The 25,321-nt window shown below is 64.7% G+C and carries 15 protein-coding genes and 3 pseudogenes; 10 read left to right on the forward strand and 8 right to left on the reverse strand.

The genetic code is table 11. The annotated features are described in order from the left end of the window. Positions 1-85: 85 nt before the first annotated feature. Positions 86-6,539: pseudogene (locus tag ACVWYI_RS08840) on the reverse strand (amino acid adenylation domain-containing protein). A gap of 142 nt (positions 6,540-6,681) precedes the next feature. Between ACVWYI_RS08840 and ACVWYI_RS08845 the strand changes: the two are divergent. The 5 genes and pseudogenes from ACVWYI_RS08845 (at position 6,682) to ACVWYI_RS08865 (ending at position 13,079) form a co-directional block, all read left to right on the forward strand. Next, a pseudogene (locus ACVWYI_RS08845) lies at positions 6,682-10,153 on the forward strand (ATP-binding protein). Continuing rightward, entirely contained in the window at positions 10,150-10,941 is a 792-nt protein-coding gene (locus tag ACVWYI_RS08850; RefSeq protein WP_247441128.1) for a protein-L-isoaspartate O-methyltransferase family protein, read from the forward strand. Before ACVWYI_RS08845 ends, ACVWYI_RS08850 begins: the two are co-directional and overlap by 4 nt. Before the next feature lie 92 nt (positions 10,942-11,033). Continuing rightward, entirely contained in the window at positions 11,034-11,414 is a 381-nt protein-coding gene (locus tag ACVWYI_RS08855) for a hypothetical protein (protein WP_354106934.1), read from the forward strand. Beyond that, positions 11,414-12,016, forward strand: a complete 603-nt coding sequence (locus tag ACVWYI_RS08860; protein ID WP_247441127.1) for a DUF6036 family nucleotidyltransferase — start codon at positions 11,414-11,416, stop codon at positions 12,014-12,016. The genes ACVWYI_RS08855 and ACVWYI_RS08860 overlap by 1 nt, the downstream gene beginning before the upstream one ends. Before the next feature lie 109 nt (positions 12,017-12,125). After that, positions 12,126-13,079 (forward strand): DUF6492 family protein, encoded by a 954-nt coding sequence (locus ACVWYI_RS08865; RefSeq protein WP_456661706.1) that lies wholly within the window; start codon positions 12,126-12,128, stop codon positions 13,077-13,079. A 12-nt stretch (positions 13,080-13,091) separates the two neighbouring features. Here ACVWYI_RS08865 and ACVWYI_RS08870 read toward each other — a convergent pair whose 3' ends face one another. Next, a complete protein-coding gene (locus tag ACVWYI_RS08870; protein ID WP_456661707.1) occupies positions 13,092-14,159 on the reverse strand; it encodes an endo-1,4-beta-xylanase in 1,068 nt (355 codons plus the stop codon). 306 nt (positions 14,160-14,465) lie between these two features. Between ACVWYI_RS08870 and ACVWYI_RS08875 the strand changes: the two genes are divergently transcribed. Beyond that, on the forward strand, positions 14,466-15,902 hold the full coding sequence (locus ACVWYI_RS08875) for a lipopolysaccharide biosynthesis protein (RefSeq protein WP_456661708.1): 1,437 nt from the start codon (positions 14,466-14,468) through the stop codon (positions 15,900-15,902). 283 nt (positions 15,903-16,185) lie between these two features. Continuing rightward, positions 16,186-17,749: pseudogene (locus ACVWYI_RS08880) on the forward strand (L,D-transpeptidase family protein). A gap of 25 nt (positions 17,750-17,774) precedes the next feature. Here the strand turns inward: ACVWYI_RS08880 and ACVWYI_RS08885 are convergent. The 5 genes from ACVWYI_RS08885 to ACVWYI_RS08905 form a co-directional block, all read right to left on the reverse strand. Then, entirely contained in the window at positions 17,775-18,587 is an 813-nt protein-coding gene (locus ACVWYI_RS08885; RefSeq protein WP_456661709.1) for a class I SAM-dependent methyltransferase, read from the reverse strand. Positions 18,588-18,682: 95 nt separating this feature from the next. Then, the gene (locus ACVWYI_RS08890) at positions 18,683-19,222 is read right to left on the reverse strand and encodes a VOC family protein (protein ID WP_456661710.1); all 540 of its coding nucleotides are present in this window, start codon (positions 19,220-19,222) and stop codon (positions 18,683-18,685) included. A 223-nt stretch (positions 19,223-19,445) separates the two neighbouring features. Further along, positions 19,446-20,414: a Bug family tripartite tricarboxylate transporter substrate binding protein gene (locus tag ACVWYI_RS08895; RefSeq protein ID WP_456661711.1), complete on the reverse strand. Its 969-nt coding sequence runs from the start codon at positions 20,412-20,414 to the stop codon at positions 19,446-19,448. Between the two features lie 10 nt (positions 20,415-20,424). Further along, on the reverse strand, positions 20,425-21,318 hold the full coding sequence (locus ACVWYI_RS08900) for an MBL fold metallo-hydrolase (protein ID WP_456661712.1): 894 nt from the start codon (positions 21,316-21,318) through the stop codon (positions 20,425-20,427). Between the two features lie 4 nt (positions 21,319-21,322). After that, positions 21,323-22,525, reverse strand: coding sequence for an ABC transporter substrate-binding protein (locus ACVWYI_RS08905; RefSeq protein WP_456661713.1), 1,203 nt, complete (start codon positions 22,523-22,525; stop codon positions 21,323-21,325). A gap of 106 nt (positions 22,526-22,631) precedes the next feature. Here ACVWYI_RS08905 and ACVWYI_RS08910 point away from each other — a divergent pair, with 106 nt between their 5' ends. From ACVWYI_RS08910 to ACVWYI_RS08920, 3 genes are read left to right on the forward strand one after another with little or no spacing between them, the layout of a single operon-like run. Next, on the forward strand, positions 22,632-23,333 hold the full coding sequence (locus ACVWYI_RS08910; protein WP_456661714.1) for a TetR/AcrR family transcriptional regulator: 702 nt from the start codon (positions 22,632-22,634) through the stop codon (positions 23,331-23,333). Next, complete coding sequence (locus ACVWYI_RS08915; RefSeq protein ID WP_456661715.1) at positions 23,311-23,871, forward strand: carboxymuconolactone decarboxylase family protein; 561 nt, start codon at positions 23,311-23,313, stop codon at positions 23,869-23,871. Before ACVWYI_RS08910 ends, ACVWYI_RS08915 begins: the two co-directional genes overlap by 23 nt. A 1-nt stretch (position 23,872) precedes the next feature. Then, on the forward strand, positions 23,873-24,718 hold the full coding sequence (locus tag ACVWYI_RS08920; RefSeq protein ID WP_456661716.1) for an SDR family NAD(P)-dependent oxidoreductase: 846 nt from the start codon (positions 23,873-23,875) through the stop codon (positions 24,716-24,718). A gap of 60 nt (positions 24,719-24,778) precedes the next feature. Here the strand turns inward: ACVWYI_RS08920 and ACVWYI_RS08925 are convergent, their stop codons facing one another. Beyond that, positions 24,779-25,078 carry a hypothetical protein gene (locus ACVWYI_RS08925; protein ID WP_354047485.1) on the reverse strand — a complete coding sequence of 100 codons (300 nt, stop codon included), beginning with the start codon at positions 25,076-25,078 and terminating at the stop codon, positions 24,779-24,781. Positions 25,079-25,321: the final 243 nt, after the last annotated feature.

Here is a 25,321-nt window from a genome sequence, read left to right on the forward strand (position 1 = left end):
GCGGTGGCACCAAATAATCAAGATGCAACTTGGTCATTCACAGCTATGGCGAGTGAACCCGTATTCGCCCGTGCTTTGCGGCCGGTCATGCCGCCCTGCGATTGAGCAATCGGCCGAGCGGCGCGTTGGGTTGAGCGACGGCGGCCCCGAGCAGCGCCACGAGATCCTCCATCCACAGGCCGACCGTAGCGCCATCGAGCAGCTCGCTCTTGTAATTGCATGAACCGGTGATTCCGGTCGGCCGCTCCTTGAGCATCAGCGACAGCCAGGTCTGGTCGATCGGCAGCACCGGCTGGCCTTCGCGCGCGATGTTGCCGATCGACGCCGTCGTGAGATCGGGCAGATCGAGCGGCTGGCGCAGCGGATTTTGCAGCGTGAAATAGACCTGGAGCAGCGAGGCCGGATTGACCCCCTCCTGCTCCAGATGATCGGCCAGGATGTTGAACGGCAGCTCCTGGCGCGCATACGCGTCGAGCACGCTCTGACGGACCCGGGCCAGGGCCTGCACGAACGACAGCTCCGGCGTGATTTTGGTGCGAACGATCACCGTGTTCTCGAACGGACCGACGATCCGGTCGGTGTCCGGCTGGGCGCGATTGGCCATGGCGGTGGCGATCGAGATGTCGTTGTGGCCGGTCCGCGCCAGCAGCAGGGCTTTCAGGCCGGTCAGCAGGCACATGAACAGCGTGCAATTGTGCTGGCCGGCGAACGCGGTGAGCCGGCCGATCAGCTCACGTTCGAGACTGACCGGACGGTGCCCCGTGGACGCGCCCGGGCTTGATTCCCGGTCGAAAACGGGTGTCGCCCCGCGCAAATTCTCCGTCCATTCGGTCGCCTGACGGCGGGCGGCATCGGTGCCGCACCACCAGTGCTGCCAGCGCACGACGTCCGAAAAGGCCGGCGGCAGTTTCGGCAGCGGCACCGACGGATAGCCGGCCAGCGCCGCATAGCGGTGGGACAATTCCTCGAACAGCACGCCGATCGACCAGCCGTCGACGATTGCGTGATGCAACGTCAGCAGCAACACATGATCGCCGTCGTGGAGCCGCAACAGCCGGGCGCGCAGCAGCGGCGCGCGCTTGGTGTCGATCGGGGCATAGGTCTCCTGTTCGATCAGGAGATCGATCTTGCGGAGCTCCAGCGCCTTGCGCCGCTTGTTGTTGTGGGGCTGACCATCGCCGATCGTCTCGACAGTCAGAACGCGGCCGAAGGTGCCGGGCGCGGCGATGCAGCTGACGGGCCCCCCGCCGCTCCAGCCGAAACTGGTTCGCAGCGATTCGTGCCGGTGCACGACATCGTCGATCGCCTGCGCCAGGGCGGCCAAATTGAGCGGCCCCTGGAGACGAAAGGCGAAAGGCAGGTTGAACAGCGGCAGTCTGGGAAGATTCTGCTCGATCCGGAGCATCTGGTCCTGCGCGATCGACAGCGCGGGAGGGCCGCTTTCGGCCAGGCTCGCTCTCGCCAATCTTGCTGCGCTTGCAACCGGCTTGCGCGGCTTTGCCGCCGCGGCCTCGTCGACCCGCCGGGCAAGCTCTTCGATCGTCGGTGCCTCGAAGATGGTCTTGATCGGCAGCGACATGCCGAGCGCACGGGCGACGCGCGCCATCGCCTGGCCGGCCAGCAGCGAATGGCCGCCGAGGTCGAAGAAATTGTCGGTGACGCCGAGGCTCTCGACCTTCAGCAGGTCGATCCAGATGTCGGACAGCACCTTTTCGGTGAAGCCCCGCGCCGGCACGGCCGCATCAGGTTCGGGCGCTTCCTGCTGCGCCGGCGCCAGCAGCGCGGTCCGGTCGATTTTGCCATGGGCGTTGAGCGGTACCTGATCCAGGAACAGGAACGCGGACGGGATGGCATGGCCCTGCAGCCGGCTCTTCAGGAATTCGCGCAACTCGCTGGCGCTGCTCCGGCTGCCTAACCTTGCGACGACATGGGCGATCAGCCTGACATCGCCGCTTGCTTCGCGACGCGGCTCGACGATGCCGGCGCGCACACTCGGATGGTCGGCAAGCGCGTTCTCGATCTCCTTGAGTTCGATACGGTAGCCGCGAATCTTGACCTGATGGTCGGCGCGGCCGAGGCATTCGATCGTGCCGTCGGCGCGGCGGCGGGCTAGGTCGCCGGTCCGGTACAGCCGGCTGCTTGCTTTGCGCGAGAACGGATCGGGCAGGAAGCGCTGCCGGTTCTGTGCGGGGTCGTTGACATAGCCGCGGCCGACACCGGCGCCGCCGATGCAGAGCTCGCCGGTCACGCCGACCGGTTGCGGCTGCAGGCCTGCGTCGAGCACGTAGAGCTGGGTGTTCGGCAGCGGCGCGCCGACCGGGACATTGCCCGTCGTGGTCGCCGGCGGCTTGGTCAGGCGATGCAGCGAGACGTCGTCGGAACATTCCGACGCGCCATAGGCATTGATCAAGGGCACTTTCGGAGAGCGCGCGAACCAGGCCTTGCAGAGATCGACCGGCAGCGGCTCGCCGGTCGAGATCAGGAGGCGCAGCCTCGCAAAGGCGCGTCGGATCGGTGCCTCGTCCACGCGATCGAGGATCACGCGCAGCAGCGATGGGACGATCTCGAGCACCGTGATGCCCTCGCGCTCGATCTCCCGCGCGAGCAAAATCGGGTCCCGCACGGTCGCGCTGCCGCAGACATGAACGCGCGCGCCGACCATGGGCCCCGCGAGGAACTGCCACACCGAGATGACAAAGCTCTGCGGCGCGGTCTGCGCGATCACGTCCCGGAACGAGAGGCCGAACTCGGAGATGAGCGAGGCCAGATGGTTCGAAAGCCCGCGCTGCTCGATCATGACGCCCTTCGGCGCGCCGGAGGATCCGGAGGTATAGACGAGATAGGCGAGGCTGGAAGCCTTGCGCCGCGCCGCGCGGGCTGGCTTGGTCAGTCCTGGCGTGATCGCGTCTTCGAGCGCGGCAATCTGGATGCGCTCGACCAGCGGTTCGAGCAGCGCCTCGACCATGGATGACTGCGCGCGTCCGGTCAGCAGCATGCGGGCACAGCTCGATCCGAGGATGGTCGCGATCCGCGCCGGCGGGTGGTCGGGATCGAGATTGAGGAAGGCCGCGCCCACGCGCTGCACGGCGATCATCGCGGCGAGCAGGTCGGGCCCGCGATCCGCAAGCAAGGCGACCACGGCCTCGGCACCTACGCCCTCCCGGGCCAGCCAGCGCACGGCCGCCTGGCTGCGGCGCGCCAACTCGCGATAACTCAGGGATGTGCTGCCGTCCGACACCGCGATCGCGTTCGGCGTTTTCCTGGCCTGACGGTCGAAGCGTTCGCTTAGGTTGTCGCGCGAGGTGACATTGGCCGGCACGCCGCGGCCTTGCGCCAGCAGCTGCCGGCGTTCCGCCGCGGTCAGGAGTGGCAGGTGCGAGATGCGCTGCTCCGGATCGGCGATGACGGATTTGAGAAGCGTCTTGAACTGAGCGGCCATGCCCTCGATCGTCGCTGCGTCGAACAGATCGGTGGCATATTCGAAGAATCCGGTGAAACGACCGTCGGCCTCGACCAGTTCGAGCGTGATGTCGAAGCGCGCCACCTTTGGATCGATCTCGATCCGCCGCGTCGACAGGCCGGAGAAACGTGCCGCCTCGATCGATGCGTTCTGGAGGATGAACATGATCCGGAACAGCGGATTGCCGTCGCTCCGACGCGCGATCTGAAGCGCGCGCAGGACTTCCTCGATCGGGAGGTCCTGGTTGCGGTAGGCATCGAGCGTGACCTGCCGCACCCGTCGCAACATGTCGCCGAAGCTCGGATCGCCGCTGAAATCGTTGCGCAGGATCAGGGTGTTTGCCAACAGCCCGATCAGCCGCTCGCTCTCGATCTGGTTACGGTTGGCGATGAGCGATCCCGTCGCGACATCCTCGTGGCCGGTGTGGCGGAATAGTAGGCACTGGAACACCGCGAGCAGGGTCATGAAGGGCGTGACGCCCTGGTTCTGGCTCAGCGCATGCAGGTCGGCCGACAGCGTCCTGGAGAACTCGAGATAGCGACGGGCACCGTGTCCGCTCCAGACCTCCGGCCTTGACCGGTCGGTCCGCAGCGGCAGCGTGGTGACGCCGTCGAGCTGCGCCCGCCAGTAATCGAGTTGCTCCTTTGCCGCAGGCGTCTGCGCCCAGCTCTGCTGCCAGAGCGCAAAGTCGCGGTACTGGAAGGCGGGCGAAGGCAGTGCCATCACGTCGTTCTTGCGCGCTGCCGAATAATGGGCGGCGAGTTCTTCCCAGAACAGCCGCTGCGACCAGCCGTCGGTGACGAGGTGATGGACGTTGACCACCAGCGCATGGCTGCTTTTGTCGAACGACAGCAGCGTGACCTTCAGCGGCGGCTCGCGCGCAAGGTCGAACGGATATTGCGCGAGCTTGAGGGCCTCGCGCCTGATCACAGCAGCTCGCTTGTGCGCGGAGCAGGGCTTGAGCTTGATCCGCTCGAACCGCGGCGGCGATTGCAGCACAAGCTGCGCCGGCTCACCCTCGCGTTCGACGAAGACCGACCGCAGTGCCTCATTGCGCGCAGCGACCGCAGTGAGGGCGGCAGAAAGCGCGGCGACGTCGACCTGGCCCTTGAGGAGCGCGACTTCGACGACGTTATAATTGTAGCGCGTTGGGTCGAGCCGCGAGAGCACGTACATCCGCTGCTGCTGGAACGACAGCGGCGCGTCTGTTTCCGCGGCTTTGCGCCAGGCCGGCAGCATCGTCTCGCGATGGGTTGTGGCGGTCTCGATCCGGGCCGCCAGGGCTGAGGCCGTGGCGCAATCAAAGATGTCCTCGAGCGAGAAATCGACGTTGAAACTTTCGCGCAGGCGCGAGCGCATCTGTGTGGCCGCGAGCGAGTCCGCGCCGAGCGCAAACACGTCCTGATCGATGCCGACCTGTGGTAGCTCCAGCAGCCCGGCCCAAATCCCCGCGAGCTGGGTCTCCAGTTCGGTTCGTGGCAGCCGCGTCTCGTCGCCGCCGTCCACTGTCACGACCAGCTCGGCGAGCGCATTGCGCTTGACCTTGCCACTGGCGCCTTTCGGCAGCGTGGCGACGCTGCGGATCAGGCTCGGCACCTTGTAGGCCGCGAGTCGTTTTCCGCGCGAACTGGCGCAACTGATCCGAGGTCGCCTCGGAATTCGACCGCAGCACCACGACCGCGGCGACATTCTCGCCGAGCTTCTGGTGCGGGACGGCAAACACGCCGGCCTCCAGCACCGCAGGATGACTGAGCAGGACCTCTTCGACCTCCAGCGGCGAGATCTTCTGCCCGCCGCGGTTGATGACGTCCTTGATACGGCCGACGATGAAGAGATAGCCGTCGGCGTCGAGATAGCCGAGATCGCCGGTCCGGAACCAGCCGTTGCGGAAGGCCACCTGTGTTGCCGCCTCGTCATTATAATAGCCGCGGCTCATATTCGGTCCGCGAAGCATGATTTCGCCGTGCTCGCCGCTCGCGAGCGTACGGCCGGTCTCATCCATGATCGCGATCTCGGGGCCCGCGGCGCGGCCGACCGATCCGACCTTGCGCAGCTCGAACGGATTGGCCGCGATCTGTGAGGCCGCCTCCGTCATGCCGTAGGTTTCGAGCACGGGAACGCCGAACGTCGCCTCCAGCCCCTCGAGGATCGCAGGCGCAAGCGAGGCGGAGGCCGAGCGGATCACGCGCAACGACGACGATCGGGCAAGGTCCGGGTTCGCTTCCGCCGCCGTCAGCAGCGCGCGATGGATGGTCGGCACTGCCGTGTACCAGGTGGGTTGCAGCTGCCGCATCCAGCCGAAGAAGGAGGATGCGTCGAAACCGTCGGTGCAGATCACGCTGGAGCCCGCAGCCAGCGCCGTGAGCAGACCGGAAATCAGACCATGGGCGTGAAACAGAGGTAGCGCGTTCAGCAGGCGATCGTGCGACGTCAGCGACAGCGCGCGGCCGGCGTTGTAAGCGGAGAGGCACACATTGCGGTGCGTCAGCGGCACCATCTTCGGCCGCGCTGCCGTGCCCGATGTCAGCAGGATGAACGCGTCGTCGTCGCCGCGCGAGGCGCCGCCGTTGTTTGCCGGCCCAACCGGCGGTCCGACAAACGTGCAGCCGCCGAGATCGTCTTGCGGCCCCGGCACGAAATCGATCACAGCGATATCGAGCGCTTTCGCGACGTCACGGCTCGCCGAGTTCGTATCAGCCCGGGTGATCAGCGCCGTCAACTTCAATTCGCTGAAATAGCGTTGCAGCTCGTCCGCCGTCAGGTCGGGATTGACGGGAACGCAGGCGCAGCTCGAGGCGACCGCGATCAGGGCCAGTGCGCTGTCGGCGCCACGCGGCAGCGCAACCGCGACCCGGTCGGAAGGGACTATGCCGAGCCCGCGCAGCGTACGGACGAGATCCTGCGTCCGGTCGCCAATCGCGCCGTAGTTGAGGACCGGCCGGCCAGGGGCGAGGAGGGCGGGCGCCGCCGGCGTCTTGCGGGCATGGAAAACGAGAAGGCCGCCGATATCCGCGAATATCTTCGTTTCGGCCGTTATGCTGGCTGACCCCTGCGGCGCTGGGAATGTGACGTCCGACAATTCCGTTCCCTTTTGATCCGATTGGGCTATTCTTCCAAGAAGTAAGGGAACGCGTCCAGTCTGAGGTGAAGTTTTGGTCCCAAAATCTGTGGTTGAGGGGCCCTTAGCGCTTCGACGGAGTGATGGTCGGGCAGAAATCACCATGCTGGAGAATGAGCCGGTCACGGGAAGGGAAGGCGGGCTGAAGCGCTGGCTCGAAGGCGTCGGTCTCGGCCACTATACCGATCTCTTCGCAGAGCACCGTCTCGATCTCGACGTCATGGGAGATCTGACCGAATCCGATCTGGTCGAGCTCGGATTGCCGCTCGGCGATCGGAAGCGGCTCCAGCGGGCCATGACCGCGTTGTTCCGGGCCGAAACAGCGGAGAAGTCCGACGCGGCGGCTCGCCCTCAACCCCGCACGGAAGTCGGGGCCGAGCGGCGTCAGCTCACCACCATGTTCTGCGACATGGTGGATTCCACTTCGCTGTCGGTGCAGTTCGATCCCGAAGACGTGCGCGACATGATCGCGAGCTTCCGCGAAACCTGTGTCCGCGTGGTGAAGCACTACGAGGGTTTTGCCGCTCGCTTCGTCGGCGACGGTATTTTGGTCTATTTCGGCTATCCGACCGCACATGAGGACGACGCCGAGCGCGCGGTGCGCGCGGGGCTCGAGATCGTGCGGGTACTATCGACAGCGCGCGCGGTCGAGCCGCGTGGTGCGCTCAGCCACTCACCCGCCGTCCGCATCGGCATCGCGACCGGTCTCGTCGTGGTTGGCGACCTCGTCGGACAGGGCACCGAAGAGCGCGACTCCGCGGTCGGAGAAACCGTCAATCTCGCCGCGCGCCTCCAAGGTCTGGCGCCGCCCAACGGTGTGGTGATTTCCGCCTCGACCCAGTCGCTGCTGAAGGGGAAGTTCGACTACCGCGATCTCGGCGTCCACGCGCTGAAGGGTATCTCGGACAAGGCGCAGGCCTGGCACGTGATGCGGGCGTCGCGGGTGGAGACCCGCTTCGCCGCTGCCATGGGCACGCGGCTGACCCCGCTCGTCAACCGCGAGGAAGAGATCGCGCTACTGATGGGCCGCTGGCAGCAGGTCAAGGAGGGCGACGGCCAGGTCGTGGTCAAGTTCGGCGAGCCCGGCATCGGCAAGTCGCGCATCATCCAGGAAATCTTCGAGCGGATCGCGGGCGACCGCCATGGACAGGTCTCGTTCCAGTGCTCGCCCTATTACACCTCCACAGCGTTCTATCCGTTCGCCGAGCAGCTCAAATTCTCCCTTGGCCTCGATCGTGAGGATGCGTCCGCGCAGTCGCTGGCGAATCTGGAGATCGCGATCTCCGCCGCTCATGGCGACATCGAGCAGGTTGCGCCGCTGTTTGCCGCGCTATTGTCCATTCCGATCGGTGACCGCTATCCGCCGCTCGAGCTGTCGCCGCAGCAGCAAAAGGATGCGACCGTCGCCGCGCTGGTCAATCATTTCCTCGGCCTTGCGCGCGAGCAGCCGCTGGTGATCGCATTCGAGGATTTGCACTGGATCGACCCGACTTCCCGCGAGGTGATCGATCTCCTGGTCGACCGGGCACAGAACCGGCCGATCCTGGTGATCATGACAGCGCGCACCGAATTCCAGCCGAGCTGGAGCGCCCATTCGCACATTACGACGCTGGTGCTGAACCGGTTGAGCCGGCAGTTGCGCGCGACGCTGGTCGAGCGCGTGGCGGGACGCGAGCTTCCCAAGGAGGTCGTCGAGGAGATCATCGTCAAGACCGACGGCGTGCCGCTGTTTCTGGAAGAGCTGACCAAGACGGTTCTGGAATCCAACCTCCTGACCGAGCGGCACGGGCGCTACGTGCTGTCGGGCCCGTGGCGGCAGCTCGCGATCCCCGCGACGCTGACGGACTCGCTGATGGCGCGACTGGACCGGATGGGGCCGTTCAAGCGGATCGCGCAGATCGGCGCCACCATCGGCCGCGAATTCTCCTACGAGACGCTGCACGCGGTCGCCAATACGCCCGCCGAACAGATCGAGGCCGCGCTCAATCATCTGGAGGAGGCCGGGCTGATCATGCGCCGCGGCCATCCGCCGGACGCGCTCTACTCCTTCAAGCACGTGATGATCCAGAACGCCGCGCATGCGAGCCTGTTGCACAGCGAGCGGCGCAAGCTGCATTCCAGGATCGCCCAGGTGCTCGCCGAGATGTATCCGGAGAAGACCGAGCGCGAACCGGAGCTGCTCGCCCATCATTTGACCGAATCCGGCCAGAGCGAGGGGGCCGCTAGCTTCTGGCTCAAGGCCGGCAAGCAAGCGGCCAAGAGCGGCGCCAATCTGGAGGCGATCGGCCATCTGCGCCGGGGCTTAAGCGTCGTCCAGGCCAATGCGCGCATGCAGGGCGCCGACGAGATGGAGCTCGAGCTGCGCATCGCGCTCGGCAACGCACTGATCGCCGCCAAGGGCTATGCCGTGCAGGAGGTCGAGGAGAACTACATCCGCGCCCTCGAACTCGGCCAGCAGCTCGACGACGACGAAAAGGCCTTCGCCGCCACGCGCGGGCTCTGGGTCTGTCATTTCATCCGCGCCGATCTCACCCGCGCGCACGATCTCAGTGTCGAGCTGTTGAAATTCGCCAAGCGCGAGCGGCTGAACGAGCGGACGCAGCCGGCGCAGCAGACCGGCTATCTGATCGAGGCGCACCGCTCGATCGCGATGACCATGCTCTATCGCGGGCGCTTTGCCGCGTCCCAGCATCATTTGCACCGTTGCATCAACCTCTACAGCCCCGATCTGCACTCCGACCTGATGGAGCGGCACGGCACCGATCCCGGCGTCGTCTCGCTGTCCTATCTCGGCTATCTCCTGTGGTTCCTCGGCCGGCCCGACGCGGCGCGCCAGCACAGCGAGCAGGCGATCGCGAACGCCGAGAAGATCCGCCACCCCTTCACGCTCGCCTTCGCGCTCGTGTTCGGCGCCTATCTGTGCCAGCATTTGCGCGATGTCGAGGGCACGCGCGACCACGCCAACCGCGCCATGATCATCGCCACCGAGCACAACTCTCCTGCACTGGAAGCAGCAGGCGGCGATCCTGCGCGGCTGGGCGCTGACGCAGCTCGGCGAGGCCGACGAAGGCCTCAGCCAGATGCGCTTCGGCCTCGACGAATACGAGGCGATGGATTCCTGGCTCGCCGGTTGCTGGTTCCGCTGCCTGCTCGCGGAGGCCTACGCCAAGGTCGGGATGCGCGACGCCGCGTTGCGCGCGCTGGACGGTGCGCTCGCGACCGCGCGACGGACCGGCGACCATTCCTACCTCGCCGAGGTCTACCGCCTGCAAGGCGAGATCACCCTGTCGGACGGGAATCCGGTCTCGGTGCAGGAGGCCGAGGAGCTGTTCGGCCTGTCGCTGGAGATCGCCCGCAAGCAGGGCGCGCTGTCCTGGGAGCTTCGCACCGCCGTCAGCCTCGCGCGGCTGTCGCACCAAGCCGGCAAGCGCGAGCACGCAAGTCTCCTGCTCGCACCGATCGTCGGCAAGTTCAGCGAGGGCTTTTACACGCCGGACCTGAAACAGGCGATGCAACTGATCAACGAGCTCGGCGCGGACGCGCCTGTTCGTGAACAGGCCGATCCCGTGAGATGAGCGATCTTGCCGCCGCGCGTGCGCGTTACGTGGAGCTGATCGCAAAGCGCGAACGGATCTCCTCACCGCGCCTGCTCGAAGCCCTCGCCACCGTTCCGCGCGAGGAGTTTTTGGCGAAGGGACCCTGGCGCATCAAGAGCGAGGCGGCGCGCAGCTATCGGCTGACGCCGGATGCCGATCCCGTTCATCTCCAGGACAATGTGCTGGTCGCGATCGATGCGCGCCGCAAGCTCGATACCGGACTGCCGAGCCTGTGGGCGCACTTCATCGATTTGCTCGACGTCGGGGAGAAGGACCGCGTGGTCCAGATCGGCTGCGGGCTCGGCTATTTCTCGGCAGTGCTTTCGGAGATCGTGGGCCCCAAGGGCAGGGTGCATGCAATCGAATGCGACGCGCGGCTTGCGGCGCGCGCCGCGACCTATCTTCGCGCCTATCGCAACGTCGTGGTCGTCCATGGTGACGGATGCGAGGACATCGGCGAACCCGCCGACGTGATCATCGTGCATGCCGGATTCTCTCAGCCGCATCCGCTCTGGCTTCAGTCGCTTCGTCCGCGCGGCCGCCTCTTGGTGCCGCTGACCCAGCGGGACCGCGAAGGCGCTGCCCTCAAGATCACCCGCAAGGGCAAGGGGTTCGAAGCCGAGGCGGTGCAGCAGATCCGGATCTTCCCCGGCCAGGGTCGAGGTGTGACCGCGCTCGACGACCGCGTCGCCGATTGGTGGCAGCGGGCCTCCGCCCTGGCGCCGCTACGCTTTTGCGGCATCGAGCAGGGGCTGCCATCGGATTAGGTCCGCCGAGCCAAAGCGGTAACTATCGGGAAGTTGCGCCCTTTTTTGTTCCTGGCAGGTCGTTTATATTCGAGCTGGGTCTGGATGAACGCATGAAGGATGGCTTAAACGAGGGCCTGGTTGGCGACACCGCGAAGCTGATGATGCATCGGCTGATCGTGCGGCGACTTCGTCGCGACCCATCTCTCGTGGAAAAGGCCAAGGCAGCTCACGCGCGTCAGGCCGACCAATTCTACGATTGGCCATTCGTACGCGAATGGCAGGAACTGCTTGCTCTTCCGACCGGGGAACTTGCGTCAAGACTGACCAGTCGCGATCGCGAGATGGTGCGGCTGCGCAACTCGTCCCCGTTCTATCTCGTCGAAGGTGTTCATTTCGGCGACTATGACGCAAGAATTCGATTGAGGAGAGCGGCGAGACGTGTGGCCGAACGAGCCCTAGGCACTCGCGCTCTTTCCTCCAGAGGGCCGTGATGTCCGAGGGCAGCCCGCGGCGTACCTTGGATGATCTGCTTAGGGTCGTAAGGGCTCTAGCCTACGAATTCGAAACCGACACCGTGTTTGTGGTGGGTAGCCAGGCGATTCTGGCTTCTATGCCGGATGCCCCCGAGGCCGCGAGAGAATCGCCGGAAATCGACGCATTTCCCGCAAATGCGAGAATCTGGGAATTGACGGAAGCCAAGCGAACGCGTGACGGAGTGCAGCCGATAGCGTCCGAACATATTGACGGCCTCTTCGGGTCGGAAAGCCCCTTTCATCGCACCTATGGCTTCTACATCGATGGTGTCGACGAGACGACGGCCAAGCTCCCGAGAGGCTGGCAGAGCCGAGCGCTTAGAGTACAAACCGAGGTCGCGGGACGGACGGTGACCGGCGTAGTGCCTGCGCCGGAAGACCTCGTCGTGTCCAAAGTCGCCAGATTGGATGAGAGGGACAAACGGTTCGTCAGCGCGATCCATGGCGCGCGGCCTTTGGACCTGGAGCTGATTGAGCAAAGGATCCGTAAAACGGACCTTGATCCCGCTGTAGCGGAGCGAGCGATCGCCTACATCAGAAGCCTGAAATCTCGAGGCTAGTCTTTTCCGCGGTCGCGCTTTGTTTCACTTTACCTTGATTTGAATCGTGAGTTTCCAGCACCTCGCAATGCAGCTATGACTACGGCCTGATCGCCATTCGAGCGTGCCCATGCATTCCGTTGCCCTGCTGACTGCCAGCTACGCCAAGGATATCGAGCGCTTTTCGCTGCTCAGCGAGAGCATCGACACCTGGTTGACGGGCTACACGCGGCATTATGTTCTCGTTAACGATGAGGATGTGCCGCTGTTCGCGCGGTTCGCTTCCGACAAGCGGGTCATCGTTCCGGCTTCGCATTACTTGCCGAAATGGCTCTGGGCGCTGCCGCCGGCTCTCCAGTTCATCAGCAAACGGCGCGTCTGGCTGTCGCTGCTGTCGTCACCCGTCCATGGCTGGCACATCCAGCAGATCCTGAAGATCGCCGGTGTCCTCAACGCGCCGGAGCAGCGCGTCTGCATCCTGGATTCGGACAATCTGTTCTTCCGCGAATTCGACGTCGGTCAGTACGCCGGCGCCGAGAAGACGCCGCTGTTCGTTACCCCGAAGGCCATCAGCGCCGATGCGCCCCTGCACGGCCTGTGGCTGCGCACGGTCGACCAACTCCTCGGCGTGAAGGACAGGTTCTTCCCCGCGGACGATTATGTCGGCAACGCGCTGGTCTGGGACAAGGACACCGCGCGCGCGATGACCGACGCGATCAAGTCGGCAACGGGATTGAACTGGGTTCTGGCACTGTGCCGGAAGAAGAAGTTCTCGGAATATCTCATGTACGGCCATTTCGTCGCGAACTCGCCCGCGCATCTGGCCGCCCATCGGGTCACCGAAGACAGCATCGCGGTCTCGCATTGGGACGACACGCGCCTCGACCGCCCGGCCATCGAAGCGATGATGCGCGCCGCTTCGCCCGAGCAGGTCGCGCTCTGCATCCAGTCCTATTCGTCGACCTCGATCGACGACATCCGCGATGTGTTCCGGCTGAACTCGCGCGACCGTCGCGGTCCGAGCCTGTCGCCCGATCACATGGGCGATGCGGTTGAATTTGAAGTACCGACCAAGACGCGCTGAAGAACAGCGCGCTTAAGCGTCTCTCGTAAATTTGCTGATCACGTCCATGAATGGCTTCGGCTTGAACTCGCCGTCGAGCGGCAGGGGACGGTTCGGCTGCTTGTCGGCACGGGCGAAGGTGCCGTTGATCCAGCTATAGCGATCCGAGAGTCCCCAGGTCAGGATCGAGCGTACCGGACCGCTGGTCGAGATCGCGGTCAGGAGGTCATTGACGCGCTTGGCGACGACGGCGTCGCGCTCTGCCGGCGTTCCCGTCAGCTTCTGGTCGTCGACATCGAGTTCGGTGACGAGCACCTCAAGGCCCCAGGAGCGCAGCTCGGTGACGAATTCTGCGAGCCCATGGGTGTCGATATCGAGCTCGGCGTGCAGATGCGATTGCAGCCCCACGGCGTGCAACGGCACGCCTTGGTCGAGCAGGTCCATGATGAGATTGCGGTACGCCGCGCGCTTCGCAATGAACGAATCCTTCGCGGACTCGATGTCGTATTCGTTGATCGCGAGCTTGACGAAAGGATCTGCAGCGGCCGCCGTGCGGAACGCCAGCGGAATCCAGCCGTTGCCCAGGTGCTGGGTCCAGAACGTGTCGCGCCGATCTTTTGGACTGCGGGGATTGTCCGGGATCGGCTCGTTGACGACGTCCCACGACGTCAGCTTGTCTTTATAATAGGAGACGACGGTGCCGATGTGATCGACATAGGCGCGCTCGACGCCTTTGGAATCCTTGATCTGCTTGGTCCAGTCCGGAATGTCGTAATACCAGGCGAGCGCGTGGCCGCGCATCGTCAGATCGTTCTGCCGGGCGAAGTCCAGGATCGCGTCGGCGCGCTCGAACGCGAATGTGTGCGCGTCCGGGCGCAGCATCGGCCATTTCAGCTCGAGCACCGGAACCACCTGCGTGCAATAGGTGCTGATGGCTTCTCCAAGCCTCGGATCGGCTTGCAGGTCCCAGAGCGTGGCCGCGGCGCCAAATCCCGGACGACGCTCGGCGAGTTTCGACGCCGGTGCTGCGGACGCCGATGTGCCCGTGGCGAGTGCTGCGGCGCTGCCGAGGAGAAATTCGCGTCTGTCGATCCTGGTCACGGCATTCCTTATCGAGCCCACGCGCCATCGTACCAAGCGGTGCCTTGCAACGCCGGGGTTTTCCCTCGTTGGGTTAACTTTGCCATCTACGAAGCATGGTTCCTCTTGAGATCGCGCGCTCCCGTTCCGGGAAGGGCAAATTTAACGCTACCGCGCGAAAGCGGCCTCAAAGCCTCATTTGCCGCCCGATCTCCAGACTTATGTGACACTCTTGAGAGATGCTGCGGCGCAGTTCGTTCGCCCCGCCAAGGTCCGATTGATTAGCGGCCGTCACATTATCAACATCGTTGCCGGTCCCGTGCTCGCATGCTGAATCGTCATTTCTCGATTTATCTGGTCGCCTACATCCTGCCTGCGGCCGTGGGCTTCTTCGCCGTTACGGCCTACACACGGTTGCTGACGCCGGCGGAGTACGGCGTCTATATCGTCGGCATCAGCCTGGCCGGCATTCTGGGCGCGATCTTCTTTGCCTGGATCAAGCTCTCGGTGTCGCGCTATCAGGCGATGTCGGCCGAGATCGATTTCCGCGGCACGGCGATGGTTGCTTTCGGGCTCACCGTGGCCGTCCTCTGCGCCACGACGCCGCTGGTCTTCCTGTTCCGCAGCGATCTCAGCGTCGGGCTGCTGCTTGCCAGCATGTTCGTCGCGATCATGGCCAATGCCGTCGATGTCGGCCAGGAGTTCGAGCGCGCCAAATTGCGTCCCTACAGGTTTGCGGCGATCTCGATCGTGCGCAGCGTGTCGAGCGTCGGCTTTGGCCTGCTCGGCGTCTGGCTCGGCTGGGGTGGATTGGGGCTGCTCGCTGCATTCGGCCTGGGTTCGCTCACCGGGATCATCCTCAACCTCGTCGGCGACCGCAGCAGGATCGCGCGGTTCCAGCGCAGCCAGTTCATGCTGCTTGCGCGCTACGGTCTGCCGTTGACGCTGGCCGGATTGTCCGTTGCGGTCTATTCGGCCTGCGACCGGCTCATTGTCGCTTATTTGCTCGGCAAGGACGCCGCCGGCATCTTTGGCGTCGCCGCCGATCTGCCGCGCCAGTTTATGGTCATGATTGCCTCCAGCGTCGGCGCGGCGACCGTGCCCCTGGTGTTCCGGTCATTGTCGGAGAAAAACAACGACACGACGCGGGAGCGGCTGAGCGAGAGCCTCGAGCTGCTGCTCGTCGTGGTCGCGCCCGTCGCCGTCTGGCTCGCGCTTGCAGCCGATCAGGTCGCCGGCACGCTCGTCGGCGTCGACTTCCGCGCCGGCGTGTCGGCGCTGCTGCCGACCCTGGTGCTCGCGCGCTTTTTCGGTGTCGCCAATCAATTCTACGTGCAGATCAGCTTCCAGCTCGCCGAACGGCCGTTCATGCTGGCGGCGCAGTCGTTCTTCACGCTGGTCGTCAGCGTGGCGTTGATGTTCGCGCTGGTGGCCGGCTACGGCCTCTACGGCGCGGCACTGGCGACGCTCGCGACCGAGGCGATCGGCCTCCTTGTTGCCGTCGTCCTGATGCATCGCGCCCACCCGCTCCCGTTCGATCTCCACCGCCTCGCCGGTGTTGCCGCCTCCGCTGCGGCGATGGCGGTTGCTATTCTCGTTGCACGATCGCAGGTCGATGGCTCCGGCTTCGTCCCGCTCGTCGTCGTGAGCCTCGCCGGCGGGCTCGCTTATGCGGCTGGCGCCTGGTTGCTGAATGTCGCAAATGTCCGGACGCTGTCGCTGCGTTTCCTGCGAACCTTCAACCGCAAGGCGCTGGGCGTTTAGCATGCGTCCGTCGGGGGCCTCGGCGCCCGACGCCAGGCCTTGGCGGCAGCTGCGTCACCGAACCCCGGACATTCTGCCGCCGAGTTAGACCGCCAGCTTCGGGCCAGCCACGGCTGCACGCCGCCCTTCCGCCTGCGCGAGCCGTCCTATATGAGAGATTTTGTCGCCGGAACGTGCCGAATCTCGCCACAGACGGAACGTAAGGCGGCTGCGATTTCTTAATGTAAAGATCGCAATCTGACACGTGACGGCACAACGGACTGGCATTTCGACCGAGGATGGCATGAAAAACCGACTGACAACGACGCAATCCGCCATGACGATGCGGCGTTGGGGGCCTCCCGGAATTGCGATCTTGGCGGCGATTGTCGCATTGGCGGCGGCGTCCCCGGCGATCGCGGCCAAGCAGGCGCGTCAGCCGGCCGAAGCGGTGGCGCAGCGCGCGGCCGGCGAGCCGATCATGGCAATCGTGTCGATCAAGAGCCAGCAGGTCACCTTCTACGACGCCGACGGGTGGATTTTTCGCGCGCCGGTGTCCACGGGCACCACGGGTCGCGAGACGCCTGCCGGCGTGTTCGCCATCGTCGAGAAGGACAAGGACCACCATTCAACGATGTATGACGATGCCTGGATGCCGAACATGCAGCGCATCACCTGGAATGGCATCGCGCTGCATGGCGGGCCGCTGCCCGGCTATGCCGCTTCGCACGGCTGCGTGCGCATGCCCTTTGGCTTCGCGGAAGGCCTGTTCGAAAAGACGAACATCGGGATGCGGGTGATCATCTCGCCGAACGACGCCGCCCCGGTCGATTTCTCCCACCCCTCGCTGTTCGTACCGAAGCGGGAGGCCATCACGGCCGCGCCCGGCCGGATCGACAAGCTCTCCGGCGAGGCCGAGGAGGCCACCCGCGCCGCCGATGATGCCAAGAAGGCCGCCTCGGCCGCCGCGAAAGACGCCGTCTCGCTCCCGGCATCGCTGCGCAAGCTGGAACAGCAGAAGACCCGCGCCGACGCCGAACTCGCCTTCGCCGACAAGAAGCTCGCGACTGCCAAGACCGATCAGGCGCGGGCGCAGGCCGAGGAGCTGAAGCAGAAGGTTGCCACCAAGGCTGCTGACGCCACGTCGGCGCTTGATGCTGCCAAGGCCGCCGCGCAGCCGAAGCGCGACGCCGTCGCCGCCACCAAGGAAGCCGCGAAGGTCGCGGCGACGAAGAAGGCGGATGCCGTGAAGGCTGCGACCGACGCAAAACTCGCGCTCGAGCCGGTCTCGGTCTACATCAGCCGTGCGACGCAGAAACTCTACGTGCGGCGGAACACGCACAAGCCGGCGCCGGATGGCGGCGGCGAGGTGTTCGACACCAGCATCGAGGTTCCCGTCACCATCCGCAATCCGGACCTGCCGCTCGGCACGCATATTTTCACGGCGATGGCGAAGAACGACACGGGCCTGCGCTGGAGCGTGGTCACGATCGAAAGCGGCGACGACGCCAAGGACGCGCTCGACCGCATCACCATCCCGCAGGAGGTGTGGGATCGCATCGCGCCGACGGCATTGCCGCGCTCGTCGATCGTCATCTCGGACGAGCCGCTGAGCGCCGAGACCAACTACCGAACCGAGTTCGTTGCCGTGCTGAGCGACCATCCGCAGGGCGGCTTCATCACGCGCAATGCCGACTGCGGCGCCGCCGATGGAAATGGCAAGCGACGACGGCTGGGACAATGGCGGCAACGGTTTTGGTTTCTTTTTCCAGCAGCCGGCCCCGCAACCGGTCAATCCGCGCCGCCAGCGCGGCGGGCAATATCAGTATTATCAGCCCGCACAGCCGATGCAGCGGAGTTTTTGGTAAAGGCGCGCCAGACCGAAGCCCGCCGCTACCGGCGCGCTTCGATCACGATAGCCTGGATCTTGCCCTCGACCGCTCCGGACCCATGGCGTGTCCGGATCGCCTCGGCGACGATGGCGGTTGCAGCCTGAAGCTTGCTGGCATCCCTTGCCTCGATTTCGCTGCGCAGCGGCGTGCCCTGGCAGAGAGCGATTGCGACGTACTCGGGCGACGGCGCGCGGCTTATCTCGGATCGCGTTTCGATGGCTATGTCATGGAAGCCTGCGCGTTCGAGGTCGGTTCTGATCACGGCCTTGTCGTAATAGCCGTGCGGCGTCCGGGCCATGAAACGGGGCGGGTCATCGGGAAACAGCTTTTCGAGCGCGACTGTTGCCTCATGCGTCAGCACATTGTCCTCGATGCGGTCCCAGACGTTGAACACGAACGTGCCATCGCCCTTCAGGACGCGCTTCACTTCGCCGTAAGCCTTGATGCGGTCCGGAAAGAACATGGCGCCGAACTGGCAGCAGACCACGTCGAAGGCGGCGTCGTCGAAGGGCAGGGCCGACCCGTCCGCCTGGCGCCATGAGATGCGATCGTCATCTGCCTGACGTTGCGCCGCGACCGCGAGCATCGGCTCGTTGAGGTCGGTCGCGACATAACGGACGCCGCGCGGCAACGCCGCCGCCACGGCGCGCGTCACTGCGCCCGTGCCTGCCGCGATCTCGAGCAGCACGGAGGGAGAGCGGGCCGCGACACGTCTTGCGATGTCCTCCGCGTAGACGGCGAAGATCATCGGTACCAGATATTCGTCGTAGAGTTTTGGGATCGAGCCGGCGAAAACCTTGTCAGTGTTGGACATGCTTGCCTCGCTGAAGGTTCGGACACGAGGCTCATGTTACCATGGATTGCCGTCTACCGCGCCAGCAGCGAGGTGGACCCGGTCGGTGACCTGCCCTACGATTTCGTCCCGCCGACCTCGCGGATCGGCCGCGTGCCGTCCCAGTTCATCGCCGCCTGCCTGACACGCTCGAAGAACGGCCCCTTGGTGCCGCTGATGTCGGAGATCTCGATCACGGTGCCCGGGTGGGCCTGGGTGTCGAAATAGGCAAAGCGCCCCTTGTCGCCGCCGATCTGGCCCTCATGGCCGATCCTGTAGCCGAGCCCGAGCGCTCTGTCGTAGAGCGCCTGGTAGTCGTGACTCCAGTAGGACATGTGCTGGAGGCCTTCATGGCCGGAATCGAGAAACTCCCTGTACAGCGAGGGCGCGTCGTTGCGCTGCTGGATCAATTCGATCTGGAGATCGCCGGAATTGGCCAGCGCAATGCTCATCTCGACGGCGGAATTTTCGCCGCGATGCCGGAACCAGTCGGTCTTGACGCGGTCCATGTAGTACCAGGGACCGACGCCCATCACCTCGATCCAGTGCTTCATCGCGGCGTGGATGTCCCGCACCACATATCCGTTCTGGCGCACGGCGCCGAAGATGCGGCTCATGCCAGCGCTCCCCTTGTCAGTCCAATCACGTCAGCACTATCGCACATGACAGCGGGACGCTGTCGGGCGAGTTCGGCCTGCATGGTTCGAGACGCCCGCTTTGCGGGCTCCTCACCATGAGGGTCTGATACCTTGCCGCGAAACGGGACCTCATCCTGAGGGCCCGCCGCAGGCGGGCGTCTCGAAGGATGGCCGCACGCAAGCTTTCCGCTACGTTCCTTGCTCACTTGACCTCGATGCCCGCATCCTTGGCAACCTGCTTCCAGGCCGCGATATCGCGGGCGTTGATGTCGCGCTGCTCGTCGCCGGGCACGAATTGCGGCGTGATACCGAGGCCGAGAAGCTTCTGCTTCACCTCGGCATCGCCGAGTGCGTCCTTCAACGCCGCGGACAATTTTTGTGCGATCGGCGGAGCAAGGCCCGCGGGGGCATACATCGCCCAGGACAGGCTGCGGTCGAACGGCACGCCCTGCTCCTTGTAGCTTGCGACATCCGGCAGGCTTGGCGAGCGCTCGCCGCAGGCAGCCAGCGCCTTGATCGAGCCGTCCTTCACTAGCGGCGTCGCGGTCGCCATGTCGAGCGTCGCCAGCGAAATGTGGCCGCCGAGCAAATCGCCGGCCAGTTTATCGATGCCGTTGAACGGCACGTGATCCATCTTGATTCCGGTCTGCTGCATCAGGATTTCCGCGCAGAATTGTCCGGTCGAGCCCACGCCCCAGCTTCCGTACTGGATTGGCTCGCCCTTCTTGGCGAGCGCGATCAGGCCCTTGATGTCGTTGGCGGCAAAGTCCTTGGTCGCCACCAGCATGATCGAGGACGTCCCGATGCGCCCGATCGTCGTGAAATCCTTGATCGAATCGTAGGGCAGTTTTGGATAGATCGCCGGCGCCAGCACGTGCGTGGTCATGCCGCCGACAGTGATGGTGTAGCCGTCATTCGCCGACGCCGCGACCATCTGCGTGCCGAGCGTGCCGGCAGCTCCGGTGTGGTTCTCGATATAGACGCTCTGTCCAAGCGTCTTGCCCATCTTATCGCCGAGCAGCCGCCCGATCACGTCGCCGCCGCCACCGGCCGCATAAGGCAGCAGCATCCTGATCTTTTGCGTGGGATAGGCGGCTGGATCCTCGGCGCGCGCAGGCAGCGCCGCCGAGAGCAATGCGAGCAATGAGAGCGTGATCGTGCGCAGCTTCATGGTGTTTCCCCTAATCCTCGAACCGAAACCGGAATGCCTCGCCATGCCGGATCACGCGCCCGGCGGTCGGCGCCGGAAAATGGCCGGTGAGCAGATAGCTCGGCGTATCCGCGAGCTCTTCGAGCAACGCGAGCCGCGTTGCGATCGCAGCGGCCGGATCGACATCGGCGGCGTTCGACAGCCACGGCGCAGCACACTGGATCGGATGATGGATGACATCGCCCGACATCACTGCGTGATCGTGGCCGCCATTGAGATGGATCTGCATGTTGCCGGCGGTGTGGCCCGGCGCCGGCGCGAAGCGCAAGGCGGCATCGTGATCGCTAAACAGGCGATGATCGGTCTCGACGAACTCGGCAAGGCCCGCCGCGACCACCGGCAGCACCGAATCCTCGAACGAGCCGTGGTTCACCGGGTTGTTCGGCGCGGCATTGTGCGCGGCTTCGAAATGCCGGTACTCGTCTCGGCCCATCAGATAGCGCGCGTTGGGGAAGGTCGGCACCCAGCGGCCGTCGAGGAGGCGCGTGTTCCAGCCGACGTGGTCGACATGCAAATGCGTGCACATCACGAAGTCGACTTGTTCGGGCTTGACGCCGAGCGCCTGCATGTTTTCGAGATAGGGCTGGTTGAGGTTGTTCCACGCCAGGACGCGCGGCCGCTGCTTGTGATTGCCGCAGCAGGTGTCGACGATGGCGGTCCAGCGCGGCGTGCGCACGAGATACGAATGGTGGCTGAGGATGAAGCGGCCGGTCTCCGGCTCGATATAGCGACGATCGAGCCAGCTCCGGTTCGCCGCGATCACCTCGTCGGTGACGTTGGCGAACAGCCAGGTCTTGTCGAACGCGAGCGCGGGGATCTCGCTGACGAGATCGACCCGCATGCTGCCGATCCTGACCTGCCGCATTTGCTCAGTTCTTCAGGAGATCGCCGAACGGCACCCAGCGCGTGCCGTCGAAACGGATCAGCTGGAGACTCGTCATCGGCGTGTAATGCTCGGGCGAATTGTTGACCGCGGTGCCGTTGATCAGCATCGGCAGGCGCACGTCCTTCATGGTCGTTGCCTGTTTCATCACATTGGCGCGGGTGAGGTCGTTGCCGGCACTTTTCAGCACGGTGACCAGCGTCTGCGCGATGGTGTAGCCATAGACGTTGAGCCAATCGCTCTTGTTGGCCTCGGGCAGGTATTTGTCCATGAAGGCGAGCCATTCCTTGTAGCCCGCATCGTCCTTTGACGCCGGGTCGGTCGCGTCCTTCAGATATTGGCTGGAGATGACGCCGGCGGAATTGTCCTTGCCCGCCGGCGCCAGCACGCCGCTGATCGAGGCCGAGACGTTGGAGATGATGGTGACAGGCTTCCAGCCGATTTCGCCGATCTTGCGGATCGCCTGCGCGGCAAACTTCGGCGTTGCCGCCACCAGCACCACGGCTGCGCCGGCGGTCTTCAGTTGCAGGATCTGGGTGTCCACCGTCGGCGCGGAGGTCTCGTAGGCCGCGCGCGCCACGATCGCCTCGCCACTGCCGAGCCCTTCCTCCAGCGCCCTCAGATAATCCTTGCCGAGATCGTCGTTCTGATAGAGCACGCCGATCTTCGCGCTGGAATGGCTGGCCTTGATATACTTGGCGTAGGCGATCGCCTCGTCGCGATAGGTCGGCTGCCAGCCGACGGTCCACGGGAAGTTCTTCGGATCGTCCCACTTCGCCGCGCCCGAGCCTAGGAAAAGCTGCGGCACCTTGCGGTCGTTGAGATATCTGTGCACGGCGCTGTTGGTCGGTGTGCCGACGCCGCCGAAGATCAGCAGCACTTCCTCGCTCTCGACCAGCCGCCGCGTCTGCTCCACCGTCTTCGGCGGGCTGTAGGCATCATCCGCGATGATCATCTGGATGCGGCGTCCGTTGACGCCACCGTCGTCGTTCACCTTGCGGAAATACGCCTCCGCCGATTTCGCGATCTGCGCGAAGGCCGACACTGGGCCGCTCAGCGGCGCGGTGGTGCCGATCTTGATGGTCTTGTCGTCGGCGCCGGGATCGTATTTGCTTTGGGCCTGAGCGGTGCTTGTTGCGAGCATCGGCAACAGGATGCAGGCCGCGCGAAGGCGGGCGAAGCGCGCCATGACGTCGTCTCCCCAAATTTGCTCTCCGCTTCTCAAGGCGCGGAGTTGAAACGAACGATCGTTCGTACGGTTGACTAGCGAACGATCGTTCGTTAGTCAAGCGATCATGGCTGTCCACACCACCAGCGCGGCAGAAGCGGCTGCGCCCACCACCCGCGAGCGCATCCTCGCCGAAGCGCTCGATCTGTTTGCGCACAGCGGATATGGCGGCGCCTCGATGCGCGAGCTCGCGCGTCGCGTCGGCATCCGCGAGAGCAGTCTCTACAACCATTTCGCCGGCAAGGCCGCGATCCTGGAGGCGATCGTCAGCGAGCACGGTCCCGCCAGCTCGGCGAGCAGGCTGGAGGAGCCGCGCTACAAGCAGCTCGCGCGTCAGCCCGCCGCGTTTTGCCGGCAGTTTGCATTGGACCTCGTCGAGCAATGGTCCGATCCGCGCGAGCACCAGTTCCAGAAGGTCATCACCGCCGAGCGCAACCGCGTGCCCGGCATCCGCGCCAAATTCGCCGATCATTTTTACGCGCGCGAGCAGAGCATGATGACGGATTATTTTCGCGGCTTTGCGCTCGCCGGCCTGGTCTCGACGCCGGATCCGCGTGAGACCGCGCGGCTGTTCGCGGCCGGGCTCATCTACATCCGTCTCGAACATTACGTGATGGGCGCGGCACCGTCGCCGCGGCCGAAGGTGATCGAGGCGATCGACCGCTATCTCGTCTTCTTCCTGTCGCTGATCGCGGCGGATGGCGGGACAAACGACAACAAGAAACGAAAAGCCAAGGGAGAGAATCGTGGCAAGGCTGCCCCTGATTGATCCGGAGACGACCAGCGGCGACATCCGCGCTTCGTTCGACCGCATGCCGGTCAAGCTGAATATTTTCCGCATGATGGCCCACGCCGAGGCCAACATGATCCCGGCGATGCGGCTCGGCAATTCGATCTTGCACAAGCAGAAGCTCAGCGCTGTCAACCGCGAGCTCCTGATCCTGCAGGCCGCGCAGCTCGAAGGCGGCGCTTATGAATGGCGCCAGCACGTGCCGATCGCGCTTGGCGTCGGCTGCACGCAAGCACAGATCGATGCGGTCGAACGCGCCGACTACGATGCCGCCGGCTTAAGCGATGCCGAGCGCGCGCTGCTGAAGCTCGGCCGCGAGGTGGTCGAGAACGTCCGCGTTCCCGAAGCCATCTTCGCTGCGGCGCGAAAACACCTCAGCGACCAGGAGATCGTCGAATCCATCGTCGCACTTGGCTTCTACATGATGATGGCGCGTCTCACCGAGGCGACCGAGACCGATCTCGATCCTGCCGCCGGCATGAAAGTCTACGACGGCGGCAAGAAGCCGGGCGCCTGAGATGACGGATACCGATAGCAAGCCGGACCGTTACGTCCGCCCGCCAAGCGCCGAGTCATTGGGCGAAGCGCCGGGCAGGGGACGTCTCAAAGGGCGCCGCATCCTGATCGTCGGCGGTGGACAACGCGTGTTCGACGCCGCCACCGATCCGATCGGCAATGGCCGCGCCATGAGCATTCTTTGCGCCCGCGAAGGCGCGAAGGTTGCGGTCGCCGACCTCAACCACACCTCGGCCGAGCAGACGGTGAAGCGCATCACGGACGAAGGCCGCGAAGCTTTTGCGATCGCGGCCGACGTCACGTCCGAAGCCGACGTCGTGCGCATGATCGACGAGGCGCATCGCGCCATGGGCGGCCTCGACGGCATGGTGCTCAATATCGGCACCTTCGGCAAGGTCGGCCTCGATGCCGTCAGCCCCGAGGAGTGGAACAGGATCTACGACGTCAACGTGCGCGGCCCGATGCTGTGCTGCCGCGCCGCGATGCCGAAGTTCGACGATGGCGGTGCCGTCGTGTTCATCTCCTCGATCGCCGCACTGAAGGCCGGCTCGCAGATGGCGGTGTATGATTCATCGAAAGCCGCGCTCGGCGGCTTGATGCGCAACATCGCCCATCTCGGATCGCGCCGCGGCATCCGCGCCAATCTTGTCTATCCCGGCCTCGTCGACACGCCGAACGGCCGCGAGGCCGGCGCCGGCCGACCCAGTCGCGGCAAGGGCCACGTCCCCTTCGGCCGCCAGGCGACAGCCTGGGAAATCGCCTACGCCGTGCTGTTCTTCCTGTCGGACGAGAGCGTCTACGTCACCGCGCAAACGCTCGCGGTGGATAGTGGTTTGAGCGGAATGTAAGACGCAAGCGCAATCCTGCACCGCGGAATTGGACGCACCCGCCGAAGCAGAGGCCTCTCCTCATTGCGGCGGGGCCGCAATCGTCCGGGTTTGCAATGCGTTCATCTGCTCAAGTGCTTTCAGGAGAGCCTCGCACGCCTTCTCGGCTTCAGCGAAGGTATTGAAGGGGGAGCCGCCAAGTTTGATTGCGGACTTGTTCACCTGGACGGGTCGCCATGAGGCGACCAGGCCCGGCTTTCCGTGAAGGCCAGGACCGGTGCGGTTTTCGTTACTGATCACAAACGAAAATCCGCCGCTGCATGCCATCCAGATTTCAAGCTCATTCACCGGAGTATCGATGCGAGCAAAGTGCAGGGCCATATGACTCTCCAGAGTTTGCTCCGCGGAATTGGCCACGGGCGCAAGTCGTCAGTGCTCACCTGTGCGAATCCCGGGCGGCCGCAATGCCCGAGGTCTCTGATCCCTCGGCTCTCCATGCCGTTAAGTCGCCCGGGAGCAGAATGGGATCGCTCTCAACTTGCTTGTTGCGGTTAACCCCTAAGCCAATGAGCCCGCCCAATACCAACGCGGAGCCTGCAATCATCAACCAGTGCGGCAAGTCCA

It is taken from the genome of Bradyrhizobium sp. LB13.1 (genome assembly GCF_054056815.1).

Bases quoted from the DNA above. Each gene is read 5' to 3' on its own strand.
- ACVWYI_RS08865 (WP_456661706.1), top strand. From the start codon at position 12,126: ATGCATTCCGTTGCCCTGCTGACTGCCAGCTACGCCAAGGATATCGAG.
- ACVWYI_RS08910 (WP_456661714.1), top strand. From the start codon at position 22,632: ATGGCTGTCCACACCACCAGCGCGGCAGAAGCGGCTGCGCCCACCACC.
- ACVWYI_RS08875 (WP_456661708.1), top strand. From the start codon at position 14,466: ATGCTGAATCGTCATTTCTCGATTTATCTGGTCGCCTACATCCTGCCT.
- ACVWYI_RS08850 (WP_247441128.1), top strand. From the start codon at position 10,150: ATGAGCGATCTTGCCGCCGCGCGTGCGCGTTACGTGGAGCTGATCGCA.
- ACVWYI_RS08855 (WP_354106934.1), top strand. From the start codon at position 11,034: ATGAAGGATGGCTTAAACGAGGGCCTGGTTGGCGACACCGCGAAGCTG.
- ACVWYI_RS08890 (WP_456661710.1), bottom strand. From the start codon at position 19,222: ATGAGCCGCATCTTCGGCGCCGTGCGCCAGAACGGATATGTGGTGCGG.
- ACVWYI_RS08860 (WP_247441127.1), top strand. From the start codon at position 11,414: ATGTCCGAGGGCAGCCCGCGGCGTACCTTGGATGATCTGCTTAGGGTC.
- ACVWYI_RS08885 (WP_456661709.1), bottom strand. From the start codon at position 18,587: ATGTCCAACACTGACAAGGTTTTCGCCGGCTCGATCCCAAAACTCTAC.
- ACVWYI_RS08900 (WP_456661712.1), bottom strand. From the start codon at position 21,318: ATGCGGCAGGTCAGGATCGGCAGCATGCGGGTCGATCTCGTCAGCGAG.
- ACVWYI_RS08920 (WP_456661716.1), top strand. From the start codon at position 23,873: ATGACGGATACCGATAGCAAGCCGGACCGTTACGTCCGCCCGCCAAGC.
- ACVWYI_RS08905 (WP_456661713.1), bottom strand. From the start codon at position 22,525: ATGGCGCGCTTCGCCCGCCTTCGCGCGGCCTGCATCCTGTTGCCGATG.
- ACVWYI_RS08925 (WP_354047485.1), bottom strand. From the start codon at position 25,078: ATGGCCCTGCACTTTGCTCGCATCGATACTCCGGTGAATGAGCTTGAA.
- ACVWYI_RS08895 (WP_456661711.1), bottom strand. From the start codon at position 20,414: ATGAAGCTGCGCACGATCACGCTCTCATTGCTCGCATTGCTCTCGGCG.